This window comes from Brevibacterium sp. UCMA 11754, assembly GCF_021532275.1.
Lineage (GTDB): Bacteria > Actinomycetota > Actinomycetes > Actinomycetales > Brevibacteriaceae > Brevibacterium.
The window spans coordinates 1-16,089 of record NZ_JACBOT010000029.1 but is presented as its reverse complement, the minus strand read 5'-3'; the positions used below and the strand labels follow the sequence as shown (position 1 = coordinate 16,089).

Annotated in this window: 11 protein-coding genes and 4 pseudogenes; 9 read left to right on the top strand and 6 right to left on the bottom strand. The window is 64.0% G+C overall.

Annotated elements, in window-relative coordinates; genetic code table 11:
- The first annotated feature begins 73 nt into the window (after nt 1-73).
- The 3 genes and pseudogenes from HX613_RS15755 to HX613_RS23075 all read left to right on the top strand — a co-directional run.
- On the top strand, nt 74-1,048 hold the full coding sequence (locus HX613_RS15755; protein ID WP_235345009.1) for a helix-turn-helix transcriptional regulator: 975 nt from the start codon (nt 74-76) through the stop codon (nt 1,046-1,048).
- A 156-nt stretch (nt 1,049-1,204) separates the two neighbouring features.
- Nucleotides 1,205-1,597 (top strand): annotated as a pseudogene (locus tag HX613_RS23080) (universal stress protein).
- Nucleotides 1,598-2,134: 537 nt separating this feature from the next.
- Nucleotides 2,135-2,485, top strand: a pseudogene (locus HX613_RS23075) (hypothetical protein); the annotation flags it as partial.
- Here HX613_RS23075 and HX613_RS15740 read toward each other — a convergent pair.
- Together HX613_RS15740 and HX613_RS15735 are read right to left on the bottom strand one after the other, a co-directional pair.
- Nucleotides 2,435-2,962, bottom strand: a complete 528-nt coding sequence (locus tag HX613_RS15740; protein ID WP_235346184.1) for a universal stress protein — start codon at nt 2,960-2,962, stop codon at nt 2,435-2,437. The pseudogene HX613_RS23075 and the gene HX613_RS15740 sit on opposite strands and share 51 nt — an antisense overlap.
- 156 nt (nt 2,963-3,118) lie before the next feature.
- A complete protein-coding gene (locus tag HX613_RS15735; protein WP_235345009.1) occupies nt 3,119-4,093 on the bottom strand; it encodes a helix-turn-helix transcriptional regulator in 975 nt (324 codons plus the stop codon).
- Between the two features lie 86 nt (nt 4,094-4,179).
- Between HX613_RS15735 and HX613_RS15730 the strand changes: the two genes are divergently transcribed.
- Nucleotides 4,180-4,779: a mycothiol transferase gene (locus tag HX613_RS15730; protein ID WP_235346183.1), complete on the top strand. Its 600-nt coding sequence runs from the start codon at nt 4,180-4,182 to the stop codon at nt 4,777-4,779.
- Between the two features lie 127 nt (nt 4,780-4,906).
- On the opposite strand, the gene aceB is transcribed toward HX613_RS15730, so the two are convergent.
- Together aceB and aceA are read right to left on the bottom strand one after the other, a co-directional pair.
- Nucleotides 4,907-6,511, bottom strand: coding sequence for a malate synthase A (gene aceB / locus HX613_RS15725; RefSeq protein ID WP_235346182.1), 1,605 nt, complete (start codon nt 6,509-6,511; stop codon nt 4,907-4,909).
- Between the two features lie 248 nt (nt 6,512-6,759).
- On the bottom strand, nt 6,760-8,070 hold the full coding sequence (gene aceA / locus HX613_RS15720) for an isocitrate lyase (protein WP_198397478.1): 1,311 nt from the start codon (nt 8,068-8,070) through the stop codon (nt 6,760-6,762).
- A 177-nt stretch (nt 8,071-8,247) separates the two neighbouring features.
- Here aceA and HX613_RS15715 point away from each other — a divergent pair, with 177 nt between their 5' ends.
- Entirely contained in the window at nt 8,248-9,699 is a 1,452-nt protein-coding gene (locus HX613_RS15715) for a helix-turn-helix transcriptional regulator (protein WP_235346181.1), read from the top strand.
- A gap of 75 nt (nt 9,700-9,774) precedes the next feature.
- Here HX613_RS15715 and HX613_RS15710 read toward each other — a convergent pair whose 3' ends face one another.
- Nucleotides 9,775-11,397, bottom strand: a complete 1,623-nt coding sequence (locus tag HX613_RS15710) for an FAD-dependent oxidoreductase (RefSeq protein WP_235346180.1) — start codon at nt 11,395-11,397, stop codon at nt 9,775-9,777.
- A gap of 37 nt (nt 11,398-11,434) precedes the next feature.
- Between HX613_RS15710 and HX613_RS15705 the strand changes: the two genes are divergently transcribed.
- The 3 genes from HX613_RS15705 to HX613_RS15695 all read left to right on the top strand — a co-directional run bounded on the left by HX613_RS15705 (nt 11,435) and on the right by HX613_RS15695 (nt 13,336).
- On the top strand, nt 11,435-12,655 hold the full coding sequence (locus tag HX613_RS15705; RefSeq protein ID WP_235346179.1) for a site-specific DNA-methyltransferase: 1,221 nt from the start codon (nt 11,435-11,437) through the stop codon (nt 12,653-12,655).
- 92 nt (nt 12,656-12,747) lie between these two features.
- Nucleotides 12,748-12,954 (top strand): FmdB family zinc ribbon protein, encoded by a 207-nt coding sequence (locus HX613_RS15700; RefSeq protein WP_235346178.1) that lies wholly within the window; start codon nt 12,748-12,750, stop codon nt 12,952-12,954.
- A gap of 85 nt (nt 12,955-13,039) precedes the next feature.
- Nucleotides 13,040-13,336 carry an antibiotic biosynthesis monooxygenase family protein gene (locus tag HX613_RS15695; RefSeq protein WP_235346177.1) on the top strand — a complete coding sequence of 99 codons (297 nt, stop codon included), beginning with the start codon at nt 13,040-13,042 and terminating at the stop codon, nt 13,334-13,336.
- Nucleotides 13,337-13,644: 308 nt separating this feature from the next.
- Here the strand turns inward: HX613_RS15695 and HX613_RS15690 are convergent.
- A pseudogene (locus tag HX613_RS15690) lies at nt 13,645-13,941 on the bottom strand (NAD-binding protein); the annotation flags it as partial.
- Nucleotides 13,942-14,080: 139 nt separating this feature from the next.
- On the opposite strand from HX613_RS15690, the pseudogene HX613_RS15685 reads away from it, so the two are divergent.
- Nucleotides 14,081-15,533, top strand: a pseudogene (locus HX613_RS15685) (APC family permease).
- Nucleotides 15,534-16,089 lie beyond the last annotated feature (556 nt).

Sequence of the window (16,089 nt, the reverse complement as noted above, 5' to 3'; positions counted from 1 at the left end):
CGTCTGGTGCAGAACCGGATGTCCGGATCCGTGACACAAGTGTCCAACCCTTTGCGGACATATACTGTCCGCTATGACCGCTGATTCTCGACTGTTGTCCTTGCTGGGGATGATCGCCTCGGGACGGACCTACTCCGCGACCGAGCTGGCCGCGCATTTTCGCGTCACGCCTCGCTCCATTCGCCGCGACATCGCGAATCTGCGCCAGCTCGGCTATGTCATCGATTCCGTCTCGGGCGCGGCCGGCGGATACCGTGCTCATTCGCGCACTGTTCTGCCCCCACTGCAGCTCGAGACCGGGGAGGCACTGGCCACAGCACTCGGCCTGGCGCTGCTCAACGGCGCCGGCTTGGGCACCTCGAACGCCGATTCGGCCACCGCGAAGCTGCGCGGGATGCTTCCTGCCGGGATGCGCCAGACGATCGGTGACATCAGCACGGCAGTCTCTGTTGTTGCTGGTCACGAACCGGGAGTCGACATGGCAGCGGTCATGACGACCGCCTCGGCGATCGCGTCCCGGAGCGTCCTGACCTTCAACCACGTGAAACGGATGAGCGCAGAAAGCTCGAGCGCGAAGTCGATGGAACGCCGGGTGGAGCCAGTGCGGATGGTCGTCCTCGGCGCGCATTGGTATCTCTACGCCTGGGATCTCGCCCGCAGTGACTGGCGGGTCTTCCGACTCGATCGGATGAGTCAGGTCCATGAAACCACCTTCGCCTTCGCGCCCAGAGACCATCCCGACGCCGAGGCGGCCGTGAGTTCCGCCGTCACCACCGACGCGTACCGCCACACCGTGATCATCGATGTCGACGCAACCGTGGCCGAGACCAAATCGTGGTTCCCGACGAGGACGGCGACGATCACGAAGACCGACGACGGCGCCCGCGTCGAGTACGGTGTCGAGGACCTTGCTTGGGCGGCCGTGATCACCGCAGCGACTCCCGTGGATTTCCGAGTCGTCGAGCCACCGGAGCTCTTGGGCGCGCTGCGCGATCTCGGCGAGCGGGCGGCCCAGGTGAGCAGAACTGGCAGCAGCCGCGCGGAATGAGCACTCTGTGCACGGCCGGCCACCTCAACCTGCAAAAGCGTCGTGCAGGCGGTGGGCTTTTGCAGGTTCGGGTAGCTGGAGCTGGGATGACCGTGCGATGTCCTCACGGTGATACGGGAATGAACGAATCGGGGTCGAGCCAATATACTGATCGATATGACGATTCTCATTGGCTATCTTCCTGCTCCTGAGGGTGAGGCGGCTCTGCGCGCGGGCTTCGCAGAGGCCAAACTTCGGTCGAGCGACGCTGTTGTGATCAACTCCCAACGACGCGGAGCCAGTGGCACCCCGACCGAGATCGACCAAGACGTCATTGACCGCATCGTCGCACTGGGCAAGGAATCGGATGTCGCAGTTGAGGTTCTCAGCCCGATCACGAAGACGATCTGCTGCCGGGACTCTCAACGATCTCGTGACCGAGCACGACGCACAGCTCATCGTCATCGGGCTGCGCAAGCGCTCGGCGATCGGCAAGTTCATCCTCGGCTCGCAGGCTCAGCGAATCCTGCTCGAGGCGAAGAAGTCCCGGTCCTCACCGCCAAGGCCTGAACCCAGGCGTCATCCGCCGGGGTCCGGGCCGCTCATCGGGCAGCCCCGCCAATTACCGGGCGGCCCCCCGCCGCTTACAGGCGGCCCCGCCGCCTATCGGGTGGGTCGAGGCCCCAGCCCCAGGAGCAGTTCCGGCAGTGACACACCCTGCGCGTCGCTGAGGTCGGCGATCTGAGTGCGGCAGGAATAGCCGTCGGCCAACACGACCGCGTCTGGTCGGCCCCTTCGCTTTTCGTCCTGTCTTCCTCTCACCATTGCCGACATGGTCCCGAATGTCGCTTGCTCCGCAGCGAAGCCTCCCGCACCAGTGCTTGTCCCCGCAGTGAGCTCGCGTCGCGCAGGGACGGCAGCAGAGCCACCTCGGCCACGGCGACCGAGGTGTCGTGATGGTCCTTCTTCGACGCCGAGTTTCCGGCCAGACCGCAGCACCGCCCAAGAATCGGCTTGCGGCACCGGTTCTGGCCAGCAGCTCCTGTCGATCTCGCCTGCCGCGGACAAGGAGCTGCTGGCCTAGAAACCGGTGCCGCAAGCCGATTCTTGGGCGGCTGCTGCGGTCTGGCCGGAAACTTCGGCGTCGAAGGAAGGACATTACGACACCTCGGTCGCCGTGGCCGAGGTGGCTTTGCTGCCGGCCCTGCGCGACGCGAGGCATCACTGCGGGAACAAGCACTGGTGGGAGGCTTCGCTGCGGGAGCAAGCGACAATTCGGGACCAGTCGGCGAATGGTGAAGAGGAAGACAGGACGAAAAGCGAAGGGGCCGACAGACGCGGGTCGTGTTGGCCGACGGCTATTCCTGCCGCACTCAGATCGCCGACCTCAGCGACGCGCAGGGTGTGTCACTGCCGGAACTGCTGGCCTGGGGCTGGGGCCTCGAACCCACCCGATAGGCGGCGGGGCCGCCTGGTAAGCGGCGGGGCCGCCCGGTAATTGGCGGGGCTGCCGATGAGCGGCCGGACCCGGCGGATGACGCCTGGGTTCAGGCTTGGCGGTGAGGACCGGGACTTCGGCTCGAGCAGGATTCGCTGAGCCTGCGAGCCGAGGATGAACTTGCCGATCGCCGAGCGCTTGCGCAGCCCGATGACGATGAGCTGTGCGTCGTGCTCGGTCACGAGATCGTTGAGAGTCCCGGGCAGATCGTCTTCGTGATCGGGCTGAAGAACCTCAACTGCGACATCCGATTCCTTGCCCAGTGCGACGATGCGGTCAATGACGTCTTGGTCGATCTCGGTCGGGGTGCCACTGGCTCCGCGTCGTTGGGAGTTGATCACAACAGCGTCGCTCGACCGAAGTTTGGCCTCTGCGAAGCCCGCGCGCAGAGCCGCCTCACCCTCAGGAGCAGGAAGATAGCCAATGAGAATCGTCATATCGATCAGTATATTGGCTCGACCCCGATTCGTTCATTCCCGTATCACCGTGAGGACATCGCACGGTCATCCCAGCTCCAGCTACCCGAACCTGCAAAAGCCCACCGCCTGCACGACGCTTTTGCAGGTTGAGGTGGCCGGCCGTGCACAGAGTGCTCATTCCGCGCGGCTGCTGCCAGTTCTGCTCACCTGGGCCGCCCGCTCGCCGAGATCGCGCAGCGCGCCCAAGAGCTCCGGTGGCTCGACGACTCGGAAATCCACGGGAGTCGCTGCGGTGATCACGGCCGCCCAAGCAAGGTCCTCGACACCGTACTCGACGCGGGCGCCGTCGTCGGTCTTCGTGATCGTCGCCGTCCTCGTCGGGAACCACGATTTGGTCTCGGCCACGGTTGCGTCGACATCGATGATCACGGTGTGGCGGTACGCGTCGGTGGTGACGGCGGAACTCACGGCCGCCTCGGCGTCGGGATGGTCTCTGGGCGCGAAGGCGAAGGTGGTTTCATGGACCTGACTCATCCGATCGAGTCGGAAGACCCGCCAGTCACTGCGGGCGAGATCCCAGGCGTAGAGATACCAATGCGCGCCGAGGACGACCATCCGCACTGGCTCCACCCGGCGTTCCATCGACTTCGCGCTCGAGCTTTCTGCGCTCATCCGTTTCACGTGGTTGAAGGTCAGGACGCTCCGGGACGCGATCGCCGAGGCGGTCGTCATGACCGCTGCCATGTCGACTCCCGGTTCGTGACCAGCAACAACAGAGACTGCCGTGCTGATGTCACCGATCGTCTGGCGCATCCCGGCAGGAAGCATCCCGCGCAGCTTCGCGGTGGCCGAATCGGCGTTCGAGGTGCCCAAGCCGGCGCCGTTGAGCAGCGCCAGGCCGAGTGCTGTGGCCAGTGCCTCCCCGGTCTCGAGCTGCAGTGGGGGCAGAACAGTGCGCGAATGAGCACGGTATCCGCCGGCCGCGCCCGAGACGGAATCGATGACATAGCCGAGCTGGCGCAGATTCGCGATGTCGCGGCGAATGGAGCGAGGCGTGACGCGAAAATGCGCGGCCAGCTCGGTCGCGGAGTAGGTCCGTCCCGAGGCGATCATCCCCAGCAAGGACAACAGTCGAGAATCAGCGGTCATAGCGGACAGTATATGTCCGCAAAGGGTTGGACACTTGTGTCACGGATCCGGACATCCGGTTCTGCACCAGACGATCAGGAGAGATCATGCCCTTCTTCGCCCCATCAGTCACGACCGAAGCCGACGCCCAGTTCTCGTTCCTCGAACAGCAGTGCTCGCAGCTCAAGATCACCGCCCTCGGCCTCACCGACGAACAGGCGCGCAGCACGCCGACGGTGAGCGGGCTGAGCATCTCCGGCCTCTTGACGCACGCCGCCCAGGTGCTGTTCTCCTGGATCCAGCAGGTTCGCGATCCTTCGCTCGAGGTCACGGCAAACGACTATGCCGACTACAACCGACGCTTGGGCCTCGACGGAATGTTCGATGGCTCCGTTCTTCCCGACCTCGACATCGCCGATGTGGTCACCGCCTTCGAGACGGCCATGACCGAGATCGACGTGGCCCGCAGGGCGGTCGAAGAGAACGGGACCGATCTGTCCACGGTCGTCCCGATGCCTCACAATCCGTGGATGCCCAAGGACTTCATCATGAACGTCCGGTGGATCCTGGGCCATCTCAACACCGAGATCGCCCGCCATGTCGGTCATGCGGACATCATCCGCGAGTCCATCGATGGCGCGATCGCCTATCAGCTCAATGCCCAGGCCGAAGGTCAGCCCTGGCCACCCGAAGAATGGGCGAGCTGAACCAGCCTGGCGCCTGCAGCACGCAAAAAACTACCCGATTCTGCATCAGCACGGTGAGTGCGAAGTGCTGATGCAGAATCGGGTAGTTGGTCTTGCCGGCAATGCCGACAGCGTCGGCGCCTGAGATTCAGGCCGCGAACACAGCGCCCTTCGACACCCTGTCGACCAGGTGGTCGGTGTAGGCGGGCATCGTGAGGAATTCTGGGAAGTCCTCACCCAGTGCGCTCTTGCGGAAGATCTCAACGGCCTCGGTGTAGTGGTCTGCGGGGTGGCGCTCGATGACTGCGAGCTCCTCGCCCATGTACCGCTCCACCAGGTCTCGGGTGACCTGCTTCCCGTTGTCCAGCGTCACCGAGTGGCGGATCCACTGCCAGATCTGGGACCTGGAGATCTCAGCGGTCGACGCGTCTTCGAGCAGGTTCTCGAGTGCGACGTTGCCGTTGCCGCCCAGCCATTCGTTCATGTAGCCGATGGCCACACGGATGTTCAGGCGAACACCTTCCTCGGTGACCGTGGTGTCCAGACCCGACACGTCGAGCATGTGCTCGGCGCAGGCGTGGGCATCGACCCGGCGGTTGTCGAGCTGGTTCGGCTTGTCGCCGAGTGCGGCATCGAAGACCTCCAGCGCGTCATCCACCAGTCCAGGCTCGGCCACCCAGGTGCCGTCGAAGCCGCGCGAGGCTTCACGAGCCTTGTCTTCGCGCATCTTCACCAGCTCCGAGGCAACGAATTCCTTGTCCGGGTGAGTGGTCATGAGGTTGCCCATGGTCCCGATCGCGTGTGCTCCGCGGCGGTGACACGTCGAGACGAGGCGGTCTGCGAACGCCTGCAGCAGCGGCAGTCCCATTGTCAGGTGCTCGCGATCCGGCAGCACCCACTCCGGGGAGTTGCGGAAGTTCTTCACGAGTGAGAACAGGTAGTCCCAACCTGCGGCGTTGAGGCCGGCGCAGTGATCGCGCAGCTCCCACAGGATCTCTTCCATCTGGAACACAGCGGTGATCGTCTCGATGTGAGCTGTCGCCCGGATGGTTCCCTGCGGAATGCCCATGTAGTCCTGTGCGAAGACGAAGATCTCGTTCCACAGGCGTGCTTCGCGGAAGGACTCGAGCTTCGGCAGGTAGAAGTATGGTCCCGAGCCGTTGTCGACGAGTCGGCGGGCATTATGGAAGAAGTAGAGACCGAAGTCGACCATGGCGCCTGAGGTCTCTGACTGGCTGCCCTTGTCATCGACGTGGATCAGGTGCTTCTCCGGCAGGTGCCAGCCGCGGGGACGCAGGCCGATGGTGGGCTGCTCACGGTTGTTCACGCCCGGCAGGTTGCCCCGGATGGCGTTGAACAGGTTGAGCTGTCCGCCGATGACGTTGGCCCAGGTCGGGCTGGTTGCGTCTTCGAGGTCGGCGAGCCAGACCTTCGCACGGGAGTTCAGCGCCGCAACCACTTCAGGTTCGGAGACGGGGCCGGTCAGTTCGACGCGGCGGTCTTCGAGACCGGGGGCTCCGGTCGCGCCGGCGACCTTCCATGTGGTGTCGGCCCGGATTCCTGCAGTGTCGGGGGTGAACCTCGGGAACGTGCCGTTCCGGATGCTCTGCGCCTGACGTCCGCGGACTCCCAGCAGCTTGCCCAGACGGTCGCTGAAGCGATCATGGAGCGCTGCGATGAAGTTGAGGGCGGACTCCGAGAGGATCGTGTCGAAGCCTGGTTCGATGGGGGCGTTGATTTTGATGTGAGACATGGGGCTTCTCCTCACCCGTCGGAATGTGTGCTGCTGATGTGCGTTGCGGTGGCTGTGCTGCGGTGGTGCGGTTCTGCGGTGGTGCTGGTGTCGCCGAGGTTGTGGTTGGAGCTGTGATGTCTGGTGTGCCGGCGCGGACCAACAGTGCAAACCCCGTGAAAACACTGTCGATCCGCGCCGAGTACTAGGTGACCGGCCCCGGCGAGGCCGGTGTGCGTCGTCGCGTGACCGGTCGGGTCACCGAAGGCTCAGCTGAACTGAGCGGATTCGGTCGAACCGGCCAGAGCTGTCGTCGAGGACTCTGGGTTCAGCGCGGTCGAGACCAGGTCGAAGTATCCGGTTCCGACCTCACGCTGGTGCTTGGTTGCGGTGTAGCCGCGGCTCTCGGCAGCGAACTCTCGTTCCTGCAACTCGACGTACGAGGTCATCTGGTTGCGGGCGTAGCCGTGAGCCAGATCGAACATCGAGTAGTTGAGCGCGTGGAAGCCGGCCAGGGTGATGAACTGGAACTTGTAGCCCATGGCTCCCAGCTCACGCTGGAACTTCGCGATGGTGGCATCGTCGAGGTGCTTGCTCCAGTTGAACGACGGCGAGCAGTTGTAGGCCAGCATCTGGTCCGGGTACTCCGCATGGATGGCGTCCGCGAACTGCTTGGCAGCTTCGAGGTCCGGTGTGGAGGTCTCCATCCACAGCATGTCTGCGTAGGGAGCGAAGGACAGTCCGCGGGCGATGCCTGCTTCGATGCCGTTCGTGATCTTGTAGAAGCCTTCAGAGGTGCGCTCACCGGTGACGAAGCGCTGATCGCGCTCGTCGATGTCCGAGGTCATGAGCGTTGCCGCTTCTGCGTCGGTACGGGCGATGACGAGGCTGGGCACGTTCTCGACGTCGGCTGCGAGGCGAGCCGCGTTGAGGGTGCGGATGTGCTGCGAGGTCGGGACAAGGACCTTGCCGCCGAGGTGGCCGCACTTCTTCTCAGAACCGAGCTGATCCTCGAAGTGCACACCGGCTGCGCCGGAGGAGATCATCGAGCGCATGAGCTCGTAGACGTTGATCGAACCGCCGAAGCCTGCTTCTGCGTCGGCCACGATCGGTGCGAACCAGTCGTCGACGTTCTTCTTGCCTTCCGAGGTCTCGATCTGGTCGGCGCGCATCAGGGCGTTGTTGATGCGACGCACGACCTGTGGCACCGAGTTGGCCGGGTAGATCGACTGATCGGGGTAGGTCTGTCCGGCATTGTTCGCATCGGCGGCGACCTGCCAGCCGGAGAGGTAGATGGCGTTGAGGCCGGCCTTGACCTGCTCCACTGCCTGGTTGCCGGTCAGCGCACCGAGTGCGTTGACGTAGTCGCCGGACTTGATGTCGGTGGAGGCCACCTGGTTCCAGAGGCGCTCGGCACCGTGGCGAGCCAGCGTGTGCTCTTCGATCAGCGAACCGCGCAGTTTGACGACATCCTCGGGCTCGTAGTCACGAGCAACTCCCGACCAGCGGGCATTGGTGGCCCAGTCGCGGCGGATGGCCTCAGCATCGTGCAAGTTGCTCTGCGTGGTGTTCTCAGTCATTCTCATTCACTCCTAGTCGTTCGGGGTTGGTGAGATCAGTCTGCCGTGACTGCAAGGGGGCCGATAGAGATTTCTCCGATGAATAATCGACTGTTTTCTGGTTTTAGAAATTCCGACGTTCTGTCATACTGATTTTCAGTGCATGTGAACCACGCCACGATATCGACTGGAGCCGCAATGACAAGCAACGAGACCGATCTGAGGGATGCCGAGGCAGAAGCGGACACCCTGAGCATCGGCAGAAGAATCCGGTTTTTTCGCAAACAGCGCGGTCTGACCCTCACCGAGCTGGGCGAGAAAGTGGGGCGTGCAGCCTCCCAGATCTCGACGATTGAGAACGGCAAGCGAGAAACTTCTGTCACCCTGCTCAGTGCCATCGCGAAAGCCCTGCAGACCGAGGTCGCCGAGCTCATCGATCCCACGCCCGTCGATGGCAGACAGGCTCTTGAGCTTGAAGCCGAGCGCAATCAGGCCTCACCCATGTACTCGTCATTGGGTCTGCCGCAGGTGCGGATCAAGTCGCTGCCCCATGATGCCCTCGAAGCGATCGTGGGTCTGCAGCGGCAGTTGGGCCAGGTTCTCGAACGCCGTGCCGCGACTCCGGAAGAGGCTCGTCGGGCCAACCGGGAACTGCGCGAGCGGATGCGCGAGAAGAACAACTACTTCGCCGACCTGGAGGCCCAGGCCGCGGAGCTGCTGCGCCTGGCCGACTATGAGTCCGGCACCGTGTCACAGCGGCAGACGGCGATGATCGCGGAGAAGCTGGGCTTCAGCCTCCACTACGTCTCCGACCTGCCGAATTCGACCCGGTCGATCTCCGATACCGCGAACAACCGTCTCTACCTGCCCAACGCCGATGCCGCCGCGGATCCGCGCTCCCATCTCCTCACGAGCCTCGCCGCCCACGTCCTCGGTCATGATTCCCCGAAGGACTTCAGCGAATTCCTCCAGCAGCGGGTCGAGGCGAACTATCTGGCCGCTGCGGTGCTGCTGCCGCAGAGCGCTGCCGTGCCGATGCTCGTGGAGGAGAAGCGCAAGCGTGAGATCTCGGTCGAGCACCTGCGCGATATGTTCGGAGTCAGCTACGAGATGGCCGCCCACCGGTTCACGAACTTGGCCACCGAGCATCTGGGGCTGCCCGTGCACTTCATGAAGGTCCATCGCTCGGGCACGATCCACAAGGCGTACTCGAATGACGGCCTGCCCTATCCGACCGACCCGCTCGGCGCCATCGAGGGACAGTTCGCGTGCAAACGGTTCACCTCTCGCACGGTGTTCCGGGTCGCCGACAGATTCAGCCCGTACTACCAGTACACGGACACCCCGGAGGGATCGTTCTGGTGCACCGCTCGCGTGCTCCCCGGCGGTGACTTCGCCATCAGCGTCGGCGTTCCGTTCGCCCACGTGAAGTGGTTCGAGGGACGGGAATCACCGATCCGTTCGAAGTCGGCCTGCCCGGATCCCGCCTGCTGCCGGCAGGCGCCGGAGGACCTCGCCGAGAAGTGGGAGAACCAGGCACTGCCCTCGGCGCAGATGCACGCATCCCTGCTCGCGGCTGTGCCCCCGGGCGCTGTCCCGGGTGTCGATGACACCGAGGTCTACGAGTTCCTCGAACGCCACTCCGGCTGATTCGGACGAACCAACCGTGCGTGCCGGCTGAGGTCACCGAGCGTGCGTGCCGGCTGAGGTTACCGAGCGTTCGCCTCAGCCGTCCGCGTCGGCGGGGCCGTCGAGGACTCGGTTCGCGACACGTTCAGCCGTCGCCAGCGCCGAGGTGGCCCCTGACCTGGGGAGGCTTCTGACCATGGTGAGCCTGCCGCGCGTGGTCACGCGCAGTTCGTCCACGAGCGTGCCATCGGCGTCGATTGCCTGCGCGCGGATTCCGCGCGAGTCGGCTCGGACAGCCGTTGCGTCGATGGCAGGAACGAACTTTAGGATCTCCTCGACGAAGGCGGAGGTGCTCACGGCTGACTTGGCTCCGCGAGCGGCGGTCTTCGCTGTCTGCGCCGCGAACTTCCAGAATCCCTTGAAGCCGACTGTCGACCCCATATCGCCGAGGTTGAAGCCGTGCTTGTCATAGCGTTCGCGCCCCAGAGACACGATGGTGTTCGGCCCTAGGACCAGCTCACCGCTGATGCCTCTGACCACGGATCTCTCGGAGAACGGGGAGCTCGGATCGGGAACCGTGCTGATGATGCCCCGGACCACCTCGGCGGGGTTGTCGGTGGCGGGGTTGTCGATGGCGTAGTAGTCGCTGGTGAACGGGACGATGCGAGGCTCCTCGTCGAAGCCCGCCGCCGCTGCCAGACGGTCGGCTTGGAGGCCGGCGCAGACGATGACGAGGTCGAACACCTCCGTGTCCTCGGGCCGGACCGCACGTTCGCGCTCGCGTCCGGCAGGTTCCCGGTGCTCGTCGCCACCGGTGTGCCGGGGCTCGTCCGCACCCGAGTGTCGAGACCGTCCCGAGGCGGGGTTGGAGAATCGTTCACTGAGGTTGCCGATCGTGTCTTCGACCTGTTTGAACCAGTCCTGAGAGCCGAAACGACTGCGCAGCTCGTCGCGGACGTCGATGACCGGTCCGGTGGTGTTATCGCCGCGATATGTCCGCGGAGCCTCGTGCACCTGATCGTCGATATCCCTGTCGGATTCTGCGGCGGAGTCAGCGTCGCGGACTGAAGCAGAACCCTCGGAGCCTGAAGCGGAGTCATCGCCGGAGCTATCGGGGCCGCCAGCGGGCTCGCTCTGCTCGGGCGCTGCCGTGCGCAGGCGCAGGCGAACCTCGTCGCTCATCACGTCGAAGCCGGTGACCTCCGTGCCTAAGCGGAACGTGCCGCCGGCAGCGCTGACATCGGAGGCGAGCGCCTCGGTCAGAGCCGTGAAATCGGTGACGGCCGTGTGCGGTGCGTAGAGCGCGAGGACGCCCCTGGCGTTGGGTTCGACCTCCAGCATCTGCTTACGATCGAGCAGCCGGACTCCCGGGATCGAGTTCGCTTCGGCCCGGGCGAGGATCTCCTCAAGCCGGTCGGCCTCGTCCGTGTTCTGCGCAACGAGCAGCTGCCCGCACTCGCGGTAGGGGATGCCGCGTTCGGACACGAACGGGACCAGCAGCTCCACACCTCGGCGAGCGAGCTTCGCCTCCGGCGAACCCGGCTGCGCAGCGAGGTCGGGATCCACGACTCCCGATGTGTGCCCGCTCTGATGCGCGGCGAGGCGGTCTGCCTTGTCGAAGACGGTGACTTCGGCGGCGGGGAGCCTGCCGGTGAGCTCACGGGCGAGCGCCACTCCGACGATTCCGGCACCGACTATGGCCACTCGTGAAATACTCATACAGCAATCTTGGCACCGATCGCGGAGAAGGAGAAGGATGTCGACGGCCCTGAACTGGACTGGCAAGGACGCCGCCTTCGCACTCGGTCGACGGCTGATCTCTGCGGAGACTTCGGGCCGCCTCGGCGAGGGTCCGCACTTCCTTCGTGACGGCGACTCCTACGTCCCCACCGTCGATGAGAACATGCTCGTCGTCGGGGACAATCTGCCGGCGCTGACCGGGCTGCTTGCCACACACCGGGGACGAATCAAGGTCATCTACATCGATCCGCCCTACAACACGGGCAACGCGCTGGCGTATAAGGATCACGGGCATGATCACGCGAGCTGGCTGAACTTCATGACGCCGCGGCTGATGCTGGCGCGCGAACTCATGCGCGAGGACGGGGTGATCTTCATCCACCTCGACGATGGTGAGAGTGCCTGGGCGCAGCTGCTGGGGCATGAGATCTTCGGCGAGGATAATTCTCTGGGCACGCTCATCCATCAGCGTGCCAAGGGCGGAGGCAACTCCCCCTCCTTCGTCCGCGGTCACGACTACGTCCATGTGTGGGCCAAATCCGCCGAACAAGTAGGTGCGTTCCTGACGGAGAAGAAGGCACCGGCGAAGCTCGAGATCATCGACGGCAGACGCATGCTCGTCGAAACCGATGTGCTCCGCGCCGGATTCGGCCGCTACGCTCGCGGCCAGGAACGTCGGCTCATGTACGAGGACATCCTCGAGGTCAAGGGCGCGAAGAAGCTCGCCGAGGTGGACGCGAAGTTGGGCACGGGAGAATATGTTCTGCGCGCCTGGGGTCCGACGGGCAAACATGCTGTGGTGCGGGTGACACCGGCGGAGAAGGCGAGCTCCAAGCTCTACTCGATCATCAAGGCCTTGGGAGGACAGAACGACCTCGAGGATCTCGGGCTGGGCGGGATCTTCAGCTATCCGAAGCCCGTCGAACTGGTCAAGACGCTCGTGGCCTCCCAGACCTTCTTCGACCCCGAAGCAATCGTCCTCGACTTCTTCGCCGGCTCCGGCACAACCGCGCAGGCGGTGATGGCTGCCAACCACCGCGACGCAGGCTCACGCACGTTCATCCTCATCCAGACCCCGGAACCGCTGCAGACGAAGAATGCGCGCAGCCTCGTGGGCGCGGACTCCGAGGACGGCTTCCCCGAGATCAGCCGACTCACCGCAGAGCGGATCCGACGTGCCGCGAAACGCCACCACCCCGAGCTTCGCTTCACCGAAGTCGCGGTGGCCGAGCAGTGAATTCTCATCAGCATCCTTGAGTCTCTCCTGGCGACGGTGTAGGAATGCATTAAGGCTGATCTGTCGGCAATGATTTCGAGAAGAGTGATCTTGTGCCCAACTACGTCTACCGATGCACCACCTGCGGCGACACCGAACAGGCCTTTCCGATGAGCAGGAAACCCGAGTCCGTGCCGTGCCCTGACTGCCACGGCACGGCCGAATCTGCGTTCACCTCCCCTCACCTCGGTGCCGGTTCCGGGACTGCCTTCGGCGTCATCGACGCGACGAAGAAGACCGCAGACCAACCGACCCGGTGAGAACTTCAGCGGAGATCCAGAATCGGATCGTAGGCTGAAGAACGACCGGTCATCGCCGCAAAAACCCTCTTCACAAGGAGCAATCTTGTCAATCGTCGCCATCAACACCCTCACCGTTCCCGAAGCCGCACGCGGTGAACTCGAGAAGCGCTTCGCGGCACGCAAGCACTCCGTCGACGGTTCGCCCGGCTTCGAGGGCTTCCAGCTGCTGCGTCCGGTCTCCGGCGGTGACCAGTACTTCGTCTACACCCAATGGGCCACCCGTGAGGACTTCGAGAATTGGCGCTCCGCCCGCAAGCCCTCACACGAAACCGGCGGCAAAGAACCCGTCTCGGAACAAGCCAACCTTCTCGAGTTCGAGGTCGTCGACCTCGGCGACTGACATCTGCCGTCGACGGGGCAGCGGATCGCGCTCCAGCTGTCGCTGTCCTTGTCGAGTTCGCTGAAGGTCTCCACGTTCCGCGGTGTGCCGGCGATGTCCCAGGAACCGCCTCCATCGCGTTTGAAGGCGACGATCGTGACGCCGTATTCCGTACGCAGTCCCAGCGACCCCAGCGGCACGTCGGCGACTCGCACCGGCGGTGTGGTCCTGGCGAGGACGAAATTCTCATCGATGGGCAGGAAGTCCGAGATGTGTCCCTTGATGAGGTGCGCCAGGCGCCGACCCATGTCGTTCTCCGGACTGACCACCTTCTTGACCCCCAGCTGATGCAGGATCTCGGCGTGGGGTTCGGTGATGGCCTTGGCCCAGATGTGCCGATTGCCCAATTTGAGGATGCGTGAGGTGATGAGGATGCTCGCCTCGAGGTCGCTGCCCACTGCGATGACGACACGGTCGACCTCCTCGGAGATGTCGATGCCGATGACCTCGACTCCGTGCTTGACGAGCCCCCTCGCCAGGGAGCCGCCGAACTCGAGACACGGCGAACTCAAAGGTCGAGTCCTTACCGGCACCACAGCCACTGGGTTGCCCGCCCTGCCGCCCATAGGCTCTGGCTGACAGCTCCCATTTGTTGGGTGATCGCACCCGTGACCCTTTTGGAGATGGCGTTGAGATTACCGGCCGGAAACTCTCAGAATCCTGCTACTGTGCACAACAGCACAGTCGGGTGAAATGAGGGATGCGATGTCGCAACAGCAGACAGAGGTCGAAGACCGGGGCCACGGCTTCGTCAAGGCGCTTGGCACGGTCGATGCACTATTCATCGGATTCGGAGCGATGATCGGCTTCGGCTGGGTCGTCCTCACCGGAGAATGGCTCAGCGGTGCCGGCACAATGGGTGCGATTCTCGCGTTCGTCGTCGGCGGCATCATCATGTGCTTCGTCGGCACGGTCTACTCCGAGATGGTCGCTGCCATGCCGCACGCTGGAGGTGAGCACAACTATCTCATCCGGGCGATGGGCCCCAAGGTCTCACTCTTCGGGTCCTGGGCGATCACCGGCGGCTACATCAGCGTCGTCATGTTCGAAGCAGTCGCAGTGCCGAAGACCGCCCTGTATCTGTTCCCGAACCTCGAACACTTCAAGCTGTGGACCATCGCCGAATTCGACGTCTACCTCACCTGGGCCCTCGTCGGGACCGTCACCGCGATCATCATCTCGTGGATCAACATCCGCGGCGTCAAGCTTGCCTCACTGGTGCAGACATTCGTCGTCTCATTCCTCGTCATCGTCGCCCTCCTCCTCCTGGCAGGTGGTCTCACCGGCGGAGAAGCTGCCAACACCGAACCACTCTTCACCGGCGGCGGCGCAGGCTTCATCGCCGTGGTCGCTGTCGTGCCGTTCCTGTTCGTCGGCTTCGACGTCATCCCGCAGTCGGCGGAGGAGATCAAGCTCCCACCGGCAAAGATCGGGAAGCTCGTCGTTGCCTCAGTCTTCATGGCGATCGCGTTCTACATCATCATCATCTGGATGACCTCGCTGGCGATGCCGGCCTCCGAACTGGCCACCCACGACCTCGTCACGGCCGATGCGCTGGCGACGATGTTCAATTCCGCCTTCTGGGGCAAGCTCGTCATCGCCGGTGGGCTCGCCGGCATCATCACCTCGTGGAACGCGTTCCTCATGGGGTCGTCCCGCCTGATGTGGGCCATGGCCGTGGCCGGCATGATTCCTGCCTGGTTCGGCAAGCTGCACCCCAAGTACCGCACCCCCGTCAACTCGATCATCTTCATCGGAATCCTCTCCGCCCTGGCTCCGTTCCTCGGCTCAGCGGCCCTGGGCTGGATCGTCGACGGGGTTCACGGCAATCGTCATCGCCTACTTCCTCGTCAGCGTCGGGTTCATCATTCTGCGCAAGCGCGAACCTGCGATGGGCCGTCCCCTGCGCATCGGCGGCAAGGGCAACGGCGGCATGGTCATCGGCACCATCTCGGCCGTGCTCACCCTGGCGCTCTTCATCCTCTACCTGCCCATCACCCCGTTCTCCGCGCAGCTGGCGTGGCAGTCGTGGGCGATGTTCGGACTCTGGCTCGCCGTCGGCATCTTCTTCATGTTCCGCCTGCCCACCGGCGTCAAAGCAGGTCCCAACGCCGAAGACGAACTCCTGGCCAAGGTGAAGGCGCTGCGCAAGAAGTGACTCGGAGAGGGCCGCAGTGAGAATCGGCCGCAGTGAGAAGCGGCCTGCGACACGGAGGCTGAATCGCAGCAGCAGACACTTCACCGCTTCGTGAGAGCGCGGCCAAGACCATAGTGCGGCCATCGGAGACATCGACTTCGTTGCACGCGTGTTGGTGGGCTCCACCTCACCGCAAGCCGCAAATCACCCCGCCGCAGATGTATGAATTGGCACGACAGTGCCTCAGGTGAAACCAGCGGTTGCTATCGGCACCGCGAGAAGGCAGTAGCCGCGCGGGAAGTCTTTGGCTCTGCGGTGAGTAAGATGCCCAACTATGTTGAGCGAGATACCCAGCTGGGGGCGCAAGCGAGCGCGGCCACCGGCATATTGCACGGTGACCGCGCTCGGATCAGGGGAGCGGAACTCAGAGGCAGAGACCTCCCGCTATCCAGTCACTCGCCGCAGATCAGACGGCGGCGTCGATCAGACGGCGGCGTCGATCAGACGGCGGCGTCGAGGCCGTTCATCTTCAGGCGTTCACGCTGGTTGGGGTTGACGCTTGGTCGGAACGGCATCT